The organism is Streptomyces sp. NPDC002809 (genome assembly GCF_040295435.1).
Classification (GTDB): Bacteria; Actinomycetota; Actinomycetes; order Streptomycetales; family Streptomycetaceae; genus Streptomyces.
The window spans coordinates 32,351-47,265 of sequence record NZ_JBEOVJ010000019.1 but is presented as its reverse complement, the minus strand read 5'-3'; the positions used below and the strand labels follow the sequence as shown (position 1 = coordinate 47,265).

The 14,915-nt window shown below is 72.2% G+C and carries 10 protein-coding genes; 6 read left to right on the top strand and 4 right to left on the bottom strand.

Annotated elements, in window-relative coordinates:
• The first annotated feature begins 44 nt into the window (after positions 1-44).
• The 3 genes from ABT025_RS14575 to ABT025_RS14565 all read left to right on the top strand — a co-directional run bounded on the left by ABT025_RS14575 (position 45) and on the right by ABT025_RS14565 (position 5,930).
• Positions 45-1,418, top strand: coding sequence for an SWIM zinc finger family protein (locus tag ABT025_RS14575; RefSeq protein WP_350993738.1), 1,374 nt, complete (start codon positions 45-47; stop codon positions 1,416-1,418).
• Positions 1,415-4,075 (top strand): DUF7824 domain-containing protein, encoded by a 2,661-nt coding sequence (locus ABT025_RS14570; protein ID WP_350993736.1) that lies wholly within the window; start codon positions 1,415-1,417, stop codon positions 4,073-4,075. Before ABT025_RS14575 ends, ABT025_RS14570 begins: the two co-directional genes overlap by 4 nt.
• Positions 4,076-4,523: 448 nt before the next feature.
• Positions 4,524-5,930 (top strand): GNAT family N-acetyltransferase, encoded by a 1,407-nt coding sequence (locus tag ABT025_RS14565; protein WP_350993734.1) that lies wholly within the window; start codon positions 4,524-4,526, stop codon positions 5,928-5,930.
• Here the strand turns inward: ABT025_RS14565 and ABT025_RS14560 are convergent.
• Positions 5,866-7,107, bottom strand: a complete 1,242-nt coding sequence (locus tag ABT025_RS14560; protein WP_350993731.1) for a trans-sulfuration enzyme family protein — start codon at positions 7,105-7,107, stop codon at positions 5,866-5,868. The two genes, ABT025_RS14565 and ABT025_RS14560, sit on opposite strands and share 65 nt — an antisense overlap.
• 59 nt (positions 7,108-7,166) lie before the next feature.
• On the opposite strand from ABT025_RS14560, the gene ABT025_RS14555 reads away from it, so the two are divergent.
• Positions 7,167-7,688 carry an Lrp/AsnC family transcriptional regulator gene (locus ABT025_RS14555; RefSeq protein WP_350993729.1) on the top strand — a complete coding sequence of 174 codons (522 nt, stop codon included), beginning with the start codon at positions 7,167-7,169 and terminating at the stop codon, positions 7,686-7,688.
• 35 nt (positions 7,689-7,723) lie between these two features.
• Positions 7,724-9,409 (top strand): DUF885 domain-containing protein, encoded by a 1,686-nt coding sequence (locus tag ABT025_RS14550; RefSeq protein ID WP_350993727.1) that lies wholly within the window; start codon positions 7,724-7,726, stop codon positions 9,407-9,409.
• A gap of 144 nt (positions 9,410-9,553) precedes the next feature.
• Here the strand turns inward: ABT025_RS14550 and ABT025_RS14545 are convergent, their stop codons facing one another.
• Positions 9,554-10,060, bottom strand: coding sequence for a rhodanese-like domain-containing protein (locus tag ABT025_RS14545; RefSeq protein ID WP_350993725.1), 507 nt, complete (start codon positions 10,058-10,060; stop codon positions 9,554-9,556).
• 93 nt (positions 10,061-10,153) lie between these two features.
• Here ABT025_RS14545 and ABT025_RS14540 point away from each other — a divergent pair, with 93 nt between their 5' ends.
• Positions 10,154-10,600, top strand: coding sequence for an Lrp/AsnC family transcriptional regulator (locus tag ABT025_RS14540; RefSeq protein WP_350993723.1), 447 nt, complete (start codon positions 10,154-10,156; stop codon positions 10,598-10,600).
• On the opposite strand, the gene ABT025_RS14535 is transcribed toward ABT025_RS14540, so the two are convergent.
• On the bottom strand, positions 10,590-13,637 hold the full coding sequence (locus tag ABT025_RS14535) for an AAA family ATPase (protein ID WP_350993721.1): 3,048 nt from the start codon (positions 13,635-13,637) through the stop codon (positions 10,590-10,592). The genes ABT025_RS14540 and ABT025_RS14535 overlap by 11 nt on opposite strands.
• On the bottom strand, positions 13,634-14,800 hold the full coding sequence (locus ABT025_RS14530) for an exonuclease SbcCD subunit D (RefSeq protein ID WP_350993719.1): 1,167 nt from the start codon (positions 14,798-14,800) through the stop codon (positions 13,634-13,636). The genes ABT025_RS14535 and ABT025_RS14530 overlap by 4 nt, the downstream gene beginning before the upstream one ends.
• Positions 14,801-14,915 lie beyond the last annotated feature (115 nt).

The following is a 14,915-nucleotide window of genomic DNA, read 5'->3' as shown; positions in this document are numbered from 1 at the left end:
CTCGGCCCAGGGCGATTGTCAGTGGTGGGTTCTACGGTTTTTTCATGACCCGTTCCATTCAGGCCCTGGCCTACTCACGTCCGTCCGCTCTGGAGTCCTCGCAGGCAGGGCAGTTGCTCGGCCTGGAGACCGCAGGCGGTCTCACTCCGCGCGGCGCCGAGCCCCATCCCCGGTTCTTCGAGGGCTACCTCGCTTCGCCGTCCATCGCCGCACGAGGGCTGTTGGCCGTGGCGGACGTGGCGGCCGCGCGCTACTACCAGCGGATCTCGCAGGCCTCGCTGGACCCGGTGGTAACGGGAAACGGCGACCGGCTGCGCTTTGAGTCGTTCTCCGGATGCTGCGGGGTATACGCGCGGCTCGACGTCCTGAGCGAGGGACTGGAGGGCACGGAGACGGGGCACGGCACAACCAATGTGGATGTGAACAATCCACTGCGGGAGGCCCTTTCGCGAATGGCGGGCGATGATCCGCTCCACCTGCGCGTGGGCCCGCAGGAGATGGCGGTCACCACGCCGCACGGCCCCTTCGTGGAGAAGAAGGTCCCGCTGCCGGACCGGTGGCTTCGAGGCTTCGCCGAGGCTCAGGTGGCATCCGCCACCTTCGACCTGCGGGCCGAACTCACGGCGGTGGAGGCGGTGCGGTTCCTCCGGTCGATACCCCGCTCGGCAGGCCGCGCCTCGCTCGGCGCGCAATGGGTGGTCCCCGCAGGCCGGACGCTGCGGCCGACGACACGGCCGGCGCCGGGAGCCGTCTGCCTGCCGGGACCCCAGCGGCTGGGTGCCCTGCAGCGCATCCTTCGGTACGCGACGGCGCTGCGGGTGTACGGACCGATTGCCGACGGCGTCGCCACCGCGAGTGCCTGGGAGGTGATGCTGCCCGGTATGCGGCTCACCCTGACACTGTCCCCCGACGCCTCGCGCGGCTTCTCCGGGGAGGGCGGAGTGCTGGAGGCCCTCGCCACGGACGACGCCGCGGCCGATGCCGAACTGGTGTCCGTGCTGCTGGCGTGGGAACCGCGGATCGAGCCCGCCGACCTGGCGGAGCAGTCGGGCCTGCCGGTGGAGCGTGTCCGGGCGGCGCTCACCCGGCTGGGTACGGCGGGCCGGGTGGGGTACGACCTCGCGGACGCGGCCTATTTCCACCGCGAACTGCCGTATGACGCGGACCGGGCGGAACGGCACAACCCGCGGCTGGTGGCGGCGCGGCAGCTGGCTCGGACCGGGGCGGTGGCCCTCGACGGCGCCCTCGCCACCGTGAGCTCCGGTGACCGGCACTACCAGGTCCGCGAGAAGGCAGGCGCACTGAGCTGTACGTGTCAGTGGTGGGCGGACTACCGAGGCCGCCGGGGCCCGTGCAAACACGCACTGGCCGTCCGTATGGCCCGCCGGGGCGCGACCCTCGCAGGAGGTGCACGATGAAGGAGCTGATCACGGCGGTGCGCGACGGCCGTCTGGACGACATCCCCGCACTGCTCACGCCTTTGGACAGGGCCGAACGCAGGCTGGTGCTGGCCGAGTTGAAGGTGATGCGCAAGGAGATGCGAAGCCGTCCCTGGGGTGAGCGCACAAGAGTCCGGAAGGCGGTACTGGTGGCCGGAGCGGGCTGCCACACGGGGGCCGCGGGTTGTGCGACCTGGATCGGCGCACGGGAGCAGCGTGAGTGGGTACGTTCGCCGTACCCGTGGGTGCTGGAGGTTCTGGTCGGCCGCGATCCGGCCTGGCTCGCCGATCTCGCCCGCCGCCTGACGGCCCGCACCGTCGAGTCCGAGGCGGAGTACCAGCTCGTTCTCGAACTGGTACGGATGGCGGGCTGTCCGCTCCCCGTATCCGACGGCCTCGTGCGGGGATGGGCCGAACGCGTCGCCGGATCGCGGTGGCAGCGGAGGCCGCCGCGGCCGCTGATCGACATCCTGCGCGCCGAACCGCACCTCGATGCACTGGCGCCTCACCTTCTGGACATGCCGGAGCTGCCCCCGCCGGTTACCTGGGCCGCCACCCAGGACCCCTCCGAACACTGGCCGACCGCGCTGACCGTCCTGTCCGCGGAGGGCATGCTGGACCGGGACACCCTCATGGACCGCTGCATCACCCGCCTGGTGCGTGGCGGGAAGACCGTGGACATGCGCTTCTTTCTGCAGGTTCTGCGGGGGCTCGAACTCACCGACCGGGAGGAGGCCGCACGGGTCACCGACTGGGCCGCCATGACTGCGGACGGCCCGTCGCCCGTGGCCGGCCACGCCCAGGAGGTGCTCACCCGGATCGACGGACACGGTGAGCTGTCCATCGACCGGCTGGCCGATGTCTCCGGCTCGGTCCTCTTCCGTACCGAGAAGAAGTTGGTGCGTTCCCAACTGGTGCTGCTGGGAAGGGTGCTGCGCCGCGTTCCCTCGAGTGCCGAGCAACTGCTGCCCGTGGTCGCCGAAGCCTTCGAGCACCCGGACATGGATATCCAGGAGCGGGCACTCAAGCTCGTGGCCCGCCACCTTCCCGCCACGGCGCCGGAAGTCCGCAAGGATCTCGCGGGCACGGCTTCGCAACTGGGCGCCGTGCACCGGTCCGCTGCACACGCGGTGTTCGGCGAGTTGCTGGTCGACGGGCCGGCCGCCGACGCCTACGAGGAGGTGCTGCCCCCGGTTCCGGTCCCTCGACGCCTCGACCCGGCACCTGCCGATCCCGCCGAGCTCATCGAGGAGGTGGTGGCCCTGGTGCGCTCCGGATCGCCGGAAGTCACCGCCTTCGAGCGGGCGCTGGACGGACTGATCCGGTGCGCCCACAACGCACGAGTGGACCTGGCCGACGCCCTGCGCGCGGCGCTGGCCGGGCAGTGGTGGACCGAGCCCGGCCCGCAGGCCGAGATCGACCGGCGGTTCTCGCGGAACCACGACGGATTGGAGATCGTTGCTGCGTCGCTGCTCGGACGGGTCTCGGAGGAGGCTGTCGGAGACGGCCGTGCCCGGTGGACGGCGACGGGCACCTGCTGCCACGCGGCACTCGACGGCGTGCTGTACGCAAGGCTGTGGGAGGCCGCCGCCGTGATACGGACAGGTGAACTGCCCTTCCTGCTGGCGACGCCCACCTGGCACACCGGGGCCCTCGACCCGACGGATCTGGTCGAGCGGTTGCTCACTTACCAGAAGCTCGGCGTCACGCCGGGGCCCGCCGACTTCGGCCAGGCGCTGCTGCGGGTCCGGCGTACGGAGGGGGCGGAGGCCTCAGCGCGGGCCGCGGCGCTGGGCACCGCGGAGGGCGACCGGCTGGCCGCATGGATCCGGGCGGACGAACCGGTGGCGCCGGTGCTACGCCTCCATGTGGAAACCGAAGCGCCCGAGCCCCAGGGCTGGTTTCCGCGCCCCGCCCGGAGCGCGCTGCGAGTCCTGCCGGCCACGAACGGGCATCCGGTCATCCAGCAGGAGTTCCCCCGCTCCTTCCACTGGCTCGGGCGCCCGCACGCCCCACGACGGCAGCGGTGCGCCCACTGGGGCGACACGTCTGCGCAGTGGATCGCCACACTGCCCCAGGACGGCGAGACACTGGCGGCCTGGCTTCTGCCGTTCCTCACCTACGAGGAGGACCAGCGAGGCGTGGCGTGGCCGCTGCCGTCACTCGCCGAGACGGACGGCCCCGCCGAGGGGGCCATCCATCTCGCGCTGGCGTACGGACTCGGGGCCCGCTATCCGGAGGACCGGCTGTCGGCGGTTGATGCCCTCCTGATCCTTGCCGCCCGGGGCCGGCTGGACGCGAATCTCCTCGGCGGGGAGCTGAGCGTGCTCATCGACCGGGAGCTGATGAAACCCAGCCGACTGGCGGCCGCGGCCCGTACGGCCGCCGCCACCGGCGCGTACCGGACGGTGCTGTCCGTGCTGGTACCGGTCCTGACGGCGCTGCTCGTGCGCGAGCAGGCGCCACGGGGACTGAGCGATCTGCTGGGGGTGGCCGCGGAGTGCGCGGAGCAGTGCGGGCCACCGAAGACCGGCGGGATAGCCGGACTCGCCGCAACGGCCGCGCGCGGTGGGTCGACCCAGCTGGTCCGGCAGGCGGCTCGCCTGGAAGCCGCCTGCCGGGAGGCGGCCGGGTGACGAGCCGCCCGTGACCGGACGAGTCCCGCCGGGCGTGGGAGGACGCATCACACGTGACGGCGCTTCGGACCGGGCTCGGCCCACTCGGCCGGGCTCCCGGGCCGGGCTCCCGCTCGGACCTACGCCGCCCGGCTCCCGCGCGGGGCTCCTGGCCCGTGCCGCCTGCCCCCACCGCCCGGCCGCCCCCGCGAGGGAACGCCGCACCGCCCGCCCGCCCCCGTCCGCCCGCCCGCCCCGTCGGCCCGGCCCGGCCGACCCGGGCCGGAAACGCTGCACCGCCTCACACCCCGGCGAAACGGAAATCGGGCCGCTCTGGCCCCGCCCTGACCCCGCTCAATAATGACTTGCCAACTGGCCAAAATTGGACGATAGGCGACTAGATCCATACTTAACCCATCGGTCACAAGGCGTTCGTGATCAGGCAACACCGCTCGGTCACAGTGAGGTCATGACTGATGTGACCTCCGCGAAGAGTGCCCGCCGCCCCCACCACTGGCGCCGGGACCTCATTGAACTCGCCGCCCTGTTCACCGCGGTCGCCGTCGCCGACGCGATCGCCAACCTGATCGGACACCAGCCGGACGGCCCGTATCTGCTCATCGCCTCGGCCGTGGCACTGACCGCCACCGCCGCGTTCCACACCTGGTGGGCACGCCGCCACAGTCACGCACCACCGCCGGATACCGACGGCCCGGGCGTCGCTCACGACCCGGCCGTACAGCCGGTCGCGGCTTCCGACGCCCCGTCGCCGGACGCCGCAGCCGAGACGGTGCTGTGGCGGATGCGCACGACGGTCCGGGACGCCCCGGGCAGCCTGGCCGCACTCTGCATCGTGCTGGCCCGCCACCGGATCGACATCCTGACCCTCCAGACCCATCCGTTGGCCGAGGGCACGGTCGACGAGTTCCTGCTGCGTGCGCCCGCCGCACTGCCCGCCGCGCAACTGACCCGGGCCATCTCCGAATCGGGCGGCACCTCCACCTGGATCGAGCGTGCCGACGCCCACGATCTGGTGGACACCCCGACCCGGGTGCTCAGCCTCGCCACCCGCACAGCCCTCGACGCCGCGGAACTCCCCCTGGCTCTGCGTCAACTGCTCGGCCGGTGCACCATCCACTCGCTCCCCGCCGTGTCGATCACCGGACGCGCCACCGGTGAAACGGCGCCCGTGGAGGGAGTGCTGGAGGAGACGGTGATGCGGCTGCGCGATCCGTCGGGCGGCGTCATCACCGTCGAGCGTCCCTATCTCCCCTTCACACCGACGGAGTTCGCCCGGGCACGCGCCCTGGTCGAGCTCGACGCCCGGCTCGGCCCCCGCGTCCCGCGCAGCGAGCACGTACTCACCCTGCCCGAGGGCAACGCGATCACCGTGCGCCGGGCAGACCGCAGCGACCTCGAAGCGGCCAGGGCCATGCACGACCGCTGCTCGGAACAGACCCTGCGGCTGCGCTACCACGGGCCGGTCCGGGACGCCGACCGCTATCTCGACCACCTGCTGAGCCCGCGCTTCGGCCGCACCCTCGCCGTGCAGACGGCCTCCGGCCGGACGGTGGCCCTCGGCCATCTCCTCTGGGACGGGGACGAGACCGAGGTCGCCCTGCTCGTCGAGGACGACTGGCAGCGTCGCGGCATCGGCTCCGAGCTGCTGGGCCGCCTCGTGGCGCTCGCCGTCGAGGCGGGCTGCGAGAGCGTCTACGCCGTCACCCAGGCATCGAACACCGGAATGGTCGCCGCCATGCGCGCGCTCTCGCTGCCGCTCGACTATCAGATCGAGGAAGGGACGCTCGTGATCACCGCCCGGCTGGGAGCGACGCCGGTACGACCCCTGCCACCGTACGAGCAGGCGGAGCGCTGACCGCCTGGCGTACGGGCTCCTCACCGCTCAACGCCTGGCACAGATCGGCCCAGAGGTCCTCCACGTCCTCCAGCCCGACCGACATGCGCAGCAGCCGGTCGCCGACCCCCGAGGACTGGCGGTCTCCTTCATCCACGATGCGGTGGCTGATGGAGGCCGGGTGCTGGATCAAGGTGTCCACACTGCCGAGACTGACGGCGGGCGTGATCAGCCGTACCGCGGCGATCACCCGGTGCGGGTCTCCGTAAACCTCGAAGGACACCATCGCGCCACCCAGTTCCGGGTAGTGCACGCGAGCGATCCTCGGGTCGGAGGAGAGCCGGCGGGCGAGTTCCGCGGCGTTGGCGGACGCGGCCCGGACGCGCACCGGCAGCGTGGCGAGACCGCGCAGCAGCAGGTATCCCGCCATCGGGTGGAGCACCCCACCGGTGGCGAAGCGCACCTGGCGCAGCCGGGCCGCGAACTCCTCGTCGCAGGCGACGACCCCGCCCATCACGTCGCCGTGGCCGCCCAGGTACTTCGTCGCGCTGTGCAGCACGATCCGTGCCCCGTGCTCGACAGGCCGCTGGAGAACCGGGGTGGCGAAGGTGTTGTCGACCAACAGCGGTACCGAGCCGCAGGAGTGCGCGACCGCCCTGATGTCCACTTCCGCAAGGGTCGGGTTGGCCGGCGTCTCGACGATCACCAGCCCCGTGTCGGGGCGGATCGCTTCGGCGATGCCCGCGGGATCCGTCCAGGTCACCTCCGTGCCGAGGAGCCCCGCACCCAGCAGATGGTCGCTGCAGCCGTAGAGCGGACGCACCGCCACCACATGACGCAGCCCCATGCTCGCGCGAGCCAGCAGAACGGCGGTGAGTGCGGCCATTCCGCTGGCGAACGCCACGGCGCTCGCGGTCCCTTCGAGGCGCGCCAGGGCCGTTTCGAAACGGGCAGTGGTCGGATTGTCGAGCCGCGCGTAGACGGGCGGACCGTCGAGCCGGGCGCCGGTGGCGGCAAAGGAGTCGATCCGTTCCGCCTCGCCCCTGGAGTCGTACGAGGGGTAGGTGGTGGACAGGTCGATCGGCGGGGCGTGCAGGCCGAGTGCTGCGAGGTCTTCGCGTCCGGCGTGCACGGCTTCGGTGGCCTGTGCCCTGTACGAGGGTGTCGTCGAGGGCGCCATCGAGGGTTGAATGTCCATGCGCTCACTCTGAACAGCCACCGGGCCAGTAGCACAATCCACCGTGCTACGTTCGGTGAATGACTGATTCCGTCGCTCTCGACACGGTGGATCTGCACATTCTGCGGCTGCTTCAGAACGATGCCCGGACCACGTACCGCGAGCTCGCGGCCGAGGTCGGGGTCGCTCCCTCGACCTGCCTGGACCGGGTCACCAGGCTGCGCCGCACGGGCGTCATCCTCGGCCATCAACTGCGACTGGACCCGGCCAGGATGGGCCGCGGTCTTGAGGCCTTCCTCTCCGTGCAGGTCCGTCCGCACCGCCGGGAGCTCATCGGCCCGTTCGTCGACCGGATCAGGACGCTGCCCGAGTCCCGTGCGCTCTTCCACCTGACCGGCCCCGACGACTATCTGGTCCACGTGGCAGTGACCGACACCGCCGATCTTCAGCGTCTGGTCCTGGACGAGTTCACCTCCCGGCGCGAAGTGGCCCGCGTGGAGACACGGCTGATATTCCAGCAGTGGGAATGCGGTCCGTTGCTGCCGCCCGCGGCCCGGGCGGCCGAGGGGGGGCCGGGTCAGGCCCATGGTGCCGGTCGGTAGTGACGCGGAGGCCCTCCCCGTACGAGGATGTCCATATGTCAGACACTCCGAGCAGCGCGCTGCCTCGCCAGGTAGCCGACACCTACGTCGACGCATTCATCGAACTCGATCCGATCTCCGGCACCTATCTGGGTGTCGCGGAGAGCTCGCGCCACCTTCCCGACTTCTCCCCCGCCGGCCAGGAAGCACTGGCCGAGCTGGCCCGCACCACGCTCGTACGGCTCGACCGCGCGGAGCAGCTCCCCGGCGCCGCCGACGACGCCGAGCGCCGCTGCGGCCGCCTCCTCCGTGAGCGTCTGACGGCCGAACTCGCCGTCCACGAAGCCGATGAGGCACTGCGGGCCGTTTCCAACCTGCATTCTCCGGTCCACGCGATCCGTGAGGTGTTCACGGTCACGCCCACCGACACGGACGAGGACTGGGCGGCCGTCGTCGAGCGCCTCAAGGCGGTTCCGGCCGCACTGTCCGGCTACCGCGAGTCCCTCGCGCTCGGCCTGGAGCGGAAGCTGTACGGCGGTCCGCGCGCCACCGCCACCTTCGTCGGCCAGCTCGACGAGTGGACCGGCGACGGCACGACGGGGTTCTTCCAGGACTTCGCCGCCGCCGGCCCGGACACGCTGCGCACCGAGCTGGTAGCCGCCGCGGCGCAGGCCGCCCGGTCACTGGGGGAACTGCGGGACTGGGTCCGGGAGGTGTACGCCCCCGCGATCGAGGGCGCGCCGGACACGGTGGGCCGTGAGCGGTACGCCCGTTGGTCGCGCTATTTCAACGGCACCGACCTGGACCTCGACGAGGCGTACGCGTACGGCTGGTCGGAGTACCACCGGCTGCTCGCCGAGATGCGGACCGAGGCCGAGAAGGTGCTGCCGGGCGCGGGTCCCTGGGAGGCGCTGGCCCATCTCGATGTGCACGGGAAGCACATCGAAGGGGTCGACGAGGTCCAGGCGTGGCTGCAGAGCCTGATGGACGAAGCGATCGAGGCCCTGGACGGCACGCACTTCGAACTCGCCGAGCGGGTCCGCACGGTGGAGTCCCGCATCGCTCCCCCCGGCGGCGCCGCGGCACCGTACTACACGGGACCGTCCGAGGACTTCTCGCGCCCCGGACGCACCTGGCTGCCGACGATGGGTGAGACCCGGTTCCCGGTGTACGACCTGGTCTCCACCTGGTACCACGAGGGCGTTCCCGGCCATCACCTCCAGCTCGCCCAGTGGGTCCATGTCGCCGAGAGCCTGTCGCGCTACCAGGCGTCCATCGGCATCGTCAGCGCGAACGCCGAGGGCTGGGCGCTGTACGCGGAGCGTCTGATGGACGAGCTGGGCTTCCTGCCCGACGCCGAACGCCGGCTGGGCTATCTGGACGCTCAGATGATGCGGGCCTGCCGGGTGATCGTGGACATCGGTATGCACGCGGAGCTGGAGATCCCCGCCGACTCGCCGTTCCACCCCGGTGAGCGGTGGACGCCGGATCTGGCCCAGGAGTTCTTCGGCAACCACAGCGGCCGGCCCGCCGATTTCGTGGAGAGTGAGCTGACCCGCTATCTCTCGATGCCGGGTCAGGCCATCGGCTACAAGCTGGGCGAGCGCGCCTGGCTGATCGGCCGGGAGAACGCCCGTGCGGCACACGGCGACGACTTCGACCTCAAGTCCTGGCACATGGCAGCCCTGTCCCAGGGGCCGCTGGGCCTGGACGACCTGGTCGACGAGTTGTCGAAGCTCTGACAGGAGTGCCGGCCGGTCCACGGGCATGTCACCCGGGACCGGCCGGACGGTGTCAACATCCGCAGTCGTCGGATTCACCCGGGACCAGCAGGACGGTGTCAACATCCGCAGTCGTCGGATTCACCCGGGACCAGCAGGACGGTGTCAGCACCCGCAGTCGTCGGATTCGCCCGGTGCGGTGAGCGGGTCCGCTGTGCGCCGCGCGCGCCCCTGCCAGGTCTCGAACTCGAAGCCCTCTCGCGCCCAGTACTCGAAACCACCGAGCATCTCCTTGACCTGATAGCCGAGTTCGGCGAGAGCGAGCGCGGCACGGGTGGCGCCGTTGCAACCCGGTCCCCAGCAGTAGGTGACCACGGGCACGGCGGGGTCGAGCAGGTCCCGTGCCTGTTCGGCGATGAGCGCCGTCGGCAGGTGCAGCGCACCTGGGACGTGTCCCTGGTCCCAGGACGCGGTGGAGCGGGAGTCGAGGAGTACGAAGCCGGGGTCGCCGTCGGCCGCCAGTGCCGCGGCGACGTCCGAGACATCGGCGTGGAACGCGAGCGAGGCTCCGAAGTAGGCGGCGGCCGCGGCCGGAGCTGCGGGCGGGATGCGAAGCACCGGGTTCACGGCAGTGTCGATGGCGGTAGCGGTAGCGGTGAGCTGCGGAGTCATGCTTGAAAACCTATGACCGGTGACCGTTCCCCGGAAGATGAGATCCCCGGCACACCTCTTGTCCGGCCGGGGAATCCCCTGTTTCCTTTTCACATGACCGACTATTCCCCGGACGCCACCGACTGGCGCATTCTCGACGTCCTCCAGCGCGAGGGACGCGCGACGTTCGCCGAGCTCGCGCGGGCAGTCGCCATGTCGTCGAGCGCCGTGACGGAGCGGGTGCGCCGGCTGGAGGAGGCCGGGATCATCAGCGGGTACGCGGCGGTGGTCGACCCGGAGCGTCTCGGTCTGCCGATTCTCGCCCTGGTGCGGCTGCGGTATCCGAACGGCAACTACAAGCCGTTCCACGACCTCCTCGACACGACACCGGAGGTCGTGGAGGCCCATCACGTCACCGGCGACGACTGCTTCGTGCTGAAGGTGACAGCCCGCTCCATGAAGCATCTGGAGGCGGTCTCCGGGAAGATCGGTTCCCTCGGCTCCGTCACCACCAGCGTCGTCTACTCCTCGCCGCTGCCGCGGCGGGCGGTCAGCCGCTGACTCCGTCCGCGGTCCGGTGCCGCACTGCTGATCCGTGCCGTTCCTTCACCACTTCGAGCTGGGCGGGGATACGCCGGCGCAGATCGCCGACATGGCTGACGATGCCCACGCTGCGGTCCCGTTCGCGCAGGGAGTCCAGCACGTCGAGCACCTCGTCGAGGGTCTGCTCGTCGAGGCTGCCGAAACCCTCGTCGATGAACAGGGTGTCCAGTCGTACGCCGCCCGCCTCGTCGGTCACCACGTCGGCGAGGCCGAGCGCCAGGGCGAGCGAGGCGAAGAACGTCTCACCGCCGGAGAGCGTGGCCGTGTCGCGCTCGCGCCCCGTCCAGGCGTCGATGACGTGCAGGCCGAGACCGGCCCGGCGGCCTCCGGTGCGGGCATCGGAGTGGACCAGCTGATAGCGGCCCGACGACATTCGCCGAAGCCGGGCGGTGGCGGCCGCCGCCACCTGTTCGAGACGGGCGGCGAGCACGTACGACTCCAGCCGCATCTTGCGTTCGTTGTCCGCGGACGTGCCTGCGGTGAGCCCGGCGAGCCGTGCGACCCGTTCGTACTCCTCACGCACCGGCCCCAGTCCACGCACCTCGTCGGTCGCGCGGTGGGAGAGCCGGCCGAGCTCGGCGCAGCGCTCCCGTGCCGACGCGAGGGCTGCCGACGCGTCCCGCAGCAGGCGTTCGGCAGCGTCGTACACCGTACGCGCGGCCTCCGGAGCGGCCGGGGCTCGGTCGGCGGCCGCACGGGCGTCGGTCTCGGCCAGCCGGTCGGCCACCGCGGCCGCCTCGGCCTGCCAGGCGTCGATGCGGTGCTGAAGCGCACGCTGTCCGGAGTCGGCGAGCAGGGTGTCCGCCGCGGCCTGCGGCGTCTCGAAGCCGGCCCGGAACGCGGCGTCCGCGAGCCGGCCGTCGGCCTCCTTGAGCCGCGCTGCCGCGCCCTCTTCGTCGCGCACCGTCGTGGCAGCGTCCACGAGCAGAGTGACCCGGTTCTGCAGGAGGGTGGCGTGTTCGGTGACGCTGCCCGACTCGCCGCGTGCCTGCGCCAGCACCTCTTCCAGGGCGGCCTGTTCACTGTCGAGGCCCTCGCGACGGGAGGTGCGGGCCGCAGCCCGGCGTTCGGCCTGCTGCCGGTCCTCGGCCCGCTGCGACTGCTCTCGCTCGGCGGCCGCGAGCGCCTCGCGCGCGGCGTGCATCCCGGCGGCGGTCCGGTACGCCTGCGCGTGCTCACGGGTCAGTGTGTCCACGAGCGCGGCAAGCGCGTCGGCCGTCGGGTCCGCCGCCGCGCTGTCGGCACCGGCCGCTTCCGCGCCCTCCACGGCCTCCGCACGCGCTGCCGCATAGCGTTCGCGTACGGCGCCGAGCGCGTGCTCCGCATCGGTCCGCGCCTGCTCGGCACGCCGGTGGGCGGCCTCCGCGGCGTCCTCCGTCGCCTGGTCGACATGCCCGTCCCCGGCTCGGGCCGGCTTCGGATGGTCGGCGGAGCCGCAGACGGTACAGGCCTCGCCCTCGACGAGTTCCCGCGCGAGTTCGGCCGCGATGTCGCGCAGTCGCCGCTCGCGCAGGTCGAGCCAGTGCTCACGGGTGCCCAGGGCGCGCTCGCGCGCCCCGGCGAGCCGGTCCTCGGCAGAGGACGACTCGGCAGCCAGCGTGTCCCTGCGGAGGGCCGCGTCCAGGCGTCGCCGGGCCGGATCCAGCCGGCCGGCCAGCAGTTCGGCGCGGGTCGCGGCCTCCTGCGCCGCTTCGATTCGGGCGTGCAGCCCGCTGCGGGTGGCCTCCCAGCCGGCGAGCCAGCCCTCGGCGTCGCGGATCAGTTCGTCATCGGCCCGCGCCTGCCTCTCAAGCGTGGTGCGTTCGTCGTCGATCTCCGCGCTGCGCCGTTCGGCACGGCGCGCGGCGTCCAGTCCGCCGAGCTCCTCGCGCAGTCTGCGTTCCAGGGCAGCGAGCTGCTCGGCACCGGCGTCGGCCAGACTGCCCGGCAGCCGGGACCGCGAGCGGTCGCGGGCCGCGCTCGCGTGCCGGTACGCCCGCTCGGCCTCGTCGCGCAGTTCCAGTGCCGGGGCGACACGGTCCGCCTTGCGCGCCCGGCTCAGCTGTTCCCGCGCGTCGTCGTGTCCGGACCGGCCCGCCTCCGACGCGGCGGCGCGACGCCTGGTCTCGGCGTACCTCTGCTGGAGTGCGGCCAGCTCCCGTTCGGCGTCCAGAGCGGACCTGGCGGTCGCATGGCGGCTGTCGGCCGCGGACAGCACCTCGGCGGCGATTTCGAGCCGCTCCCGCGCGCTGCTGCGGGATGTCGCGGCCCATGCCAGTACGGCGTCCGCGAGTCCCGGTTCGCCCGGATGGACGTCCGGCATCGGCCATTCACGCCCGGCCGGTCCTGCGGCCTGCGCGATCCGCTGGGCAAGCGAGAGGATCTGTTCGTCCCCGGCCCTGACCTGGTTCTCGGCGGCCCGGCGGAGATCGGCGAGGCGGTCCTCGACGGCCGCGAAGCGGCGGGTGTCGAAGAGCCTGCCGAGCAGCTTGCCCCGGGCCTCCGCGTCGGCCCGCAGGAAGCGGGCGAAGTCGCCCTGCGGCAGGAGCACCACCTGGCAGAACTGTTCCCGGCTCATCCCGACGAGCTGCGTGATCTCCTCACCGATCTCCTGGTGAGAGCGGCTCAGCGGCCGCCAGCCGTGCTCGGCGTCGTACGCACGCAGGAGGCTCTGCGCCTTCTCCGTGGTGTGGCCGCCGCCCCGCTTCTTGGGGCGGGGCTGGGCGGGGCGGCGGGTGATCTCCAGGCGCCGCCCGCCGACGGTGAGTTCGAGCCGGACCTCGGTGGGCAGGTCCGCCGGGGCGTGGTCGCTGCGCAGCGATGTGCCGGGGCTCTGCCTGGCACCGGGCACGGCCCCGTAAAGGGCGTAGCAGACGGCGTCGAGGACCGAGGTCTTGCCGGCGCCGGTCGGGCCGTGGAGCAGGAAGAGTCCGGCCGAGGACAGCGCGTCGAAGTCGATCTCCTGGGTGGCGCCGAACGGGCCGAAGGCGGTGATGTCGAGCCGGTGGAGCCTCATCGGTTCACCTCGCGCACGGTGTCGTCGACCCGTACGTGGTCGAAGGCGCTGCGCAGGACCGTCCGCTCGTGCTCGTCGGTGCCGTACCCGCCCCGGACGTGGGCCACGAAGTCCTCCGCGATGCTCTGGTCGTCGCGTCCCCGCAGCCGCTGGGCGTAGGAGGTGTGCGGGTCGTCGGGTGCCCGGTCCGGTTCGAGGACGAGGCTGAGCGTGTGCGGGAAGCGCTCGACGAGCCGGGCCATCGGCTCGGCCGGGCGGACCGGGTCGGTGAGGGTGGCCTCGACCCAGGAGTGTTCGTGCCGGTCGAGGGCGGGGTCGTCCAGGAGGTCGTCGAGCCGGCCCCGGAGCCGGGCGAGGGGGCGGGGCACCGGACAGTCGATCCGCTCCGCGGCGAGCGCGCCCGTGGCGTCGAGGTCGATCAGCCACATCGTCTTGCGGTGGGCGGCCTCCGAGAACGAGTACGCGAGCGGGGAGCCGGAGTACCGGACGCGCTCGGAGACCGTCTGGCAGCCGTGCAGATGCCCGAGCGCCACGTAGTCGACCCCGTCGAAGACCCCGGCGGGGACGGCCGCCACTCCGCCGACGGTGATGTCGCGTTCGCTGTCGCTCGGCTCGCCGCCCGCGACGAAGGCGTGGGCGAGGACCACGGACCGGGTGGCGTCCGGCCGCTCGGCGAGATCGGCGCGGACCCGGTCCATGGCGGCCGTCAGCACGGCCTCGTGCCCCGCCCGCTCCGCCTTGAACACGTCCTTGACGAGAGCGGGTTCGAGATAGGGGAGGCCGTAGAACGCCACGTCGCCGTACGCGTCCGGGATGACGACGGGGGTGGCGCAGTGGGCGGGCTCGGTCCGCAGATGGATGCCGGCCCGTCCCATGAGTCCGGCGCCGACGCCGAGCCGCCGGGCGGAGTCGTGGTTCCCCGAGATCATCACGGTGGGTACCCCGGCAGCGGCGAGCCGGTGCAGCGCGTCGTCGAAGAGCTCCACGGCAAAGAGCGGCGGCACGGCCCTGTCGTACACATCACCCGCCACGAGCACGACGTCCACCTCCTGCTCCCGCACGGTGGCCACCAGGTGGTCCAGGTAGGCGGCCTGCGCCTCGTGCAACGAGACGCGGTGGAACGACCGGCCCAGGTGCCAGTCCGATGTGTGCAAAATCCTCAAGAGCCGGCTCCGACCTGCATGTTTCGTTTCCTCGTCCCCGGGTCCGGCCCGGCCGCGCACCCTGCAGGCTCAGGGCCTCGGTGACGGCGCCCACCACGCTGCGCGCCCCTGCCCC

Excerpts from the sequence above, each read along its gene's own strand:
- ABT025_RS14575 (WP_350993738.1), top strand. The coding sequence starts at position 45 with ATGACCCGTTCCATTCAGGCCCTGGCCTACTCACGTCCGTCCGCTCTG.
- ABT025_RS14570 (WP_350993736.1), top strand. The coding sequence starts at position 1,415 with ATGAAGGAGCTGATCACGGCGGTGCGCGACGGCCGTCTGGACGACATC.
- ABT025_RS14565 (WP_350993734.1), top strand. The coding sequence starts at position 4,524 with ATGACTGATGTGACCTCCGCGAAGAGTGCCCGCCGCCCCCACCACTGG.
- ABT025_RS14560 (WP_350993731.1), bottom strand. The coding sequence starts at position 7,107 with ATGGACATTCAACCCTCGATGGCGCCCTCGACGACACCCTCGTACAGG.
- ABT025_RS14555 (WP_350993729.1), top strand. The coding sequence starts at position 7,167 with ATGACTGATTCCGTCGCTCTCGACACGGTGGATCTGCACATTCTGCGG.
- ABT025_RS14550 (WP_350993727.1), top strand. The coding sequence starts at position 7,724 with ATGTCAGACACTCCGAGCAGCGCGCTGCCTCGCCAGGTAGCCGACACC.
- ABT025_RS14545 (WP_350993725.1), bottom strand. The coding sequence starts at position 10,060 with ATGACTCCGCAGCTCACCGCTACCGCTACCGCCATCGACACTGCCGTG.
- ABT025_RS14540 (WP_350993723.1), top strand. The coding sequence starts at position 10,154 with ATGACCGACTATTCCCCGGACGCCACCGACTGGCGCATTCTCGACGTC.
- ABT025_RS14535 (WP_350993721.1), bottom strand. The coding sequence starts at position 13,637 with ATGAGGCTCCACCGGCTCGACATCACCGCCTTCGGCCCGTTCGGCGCC.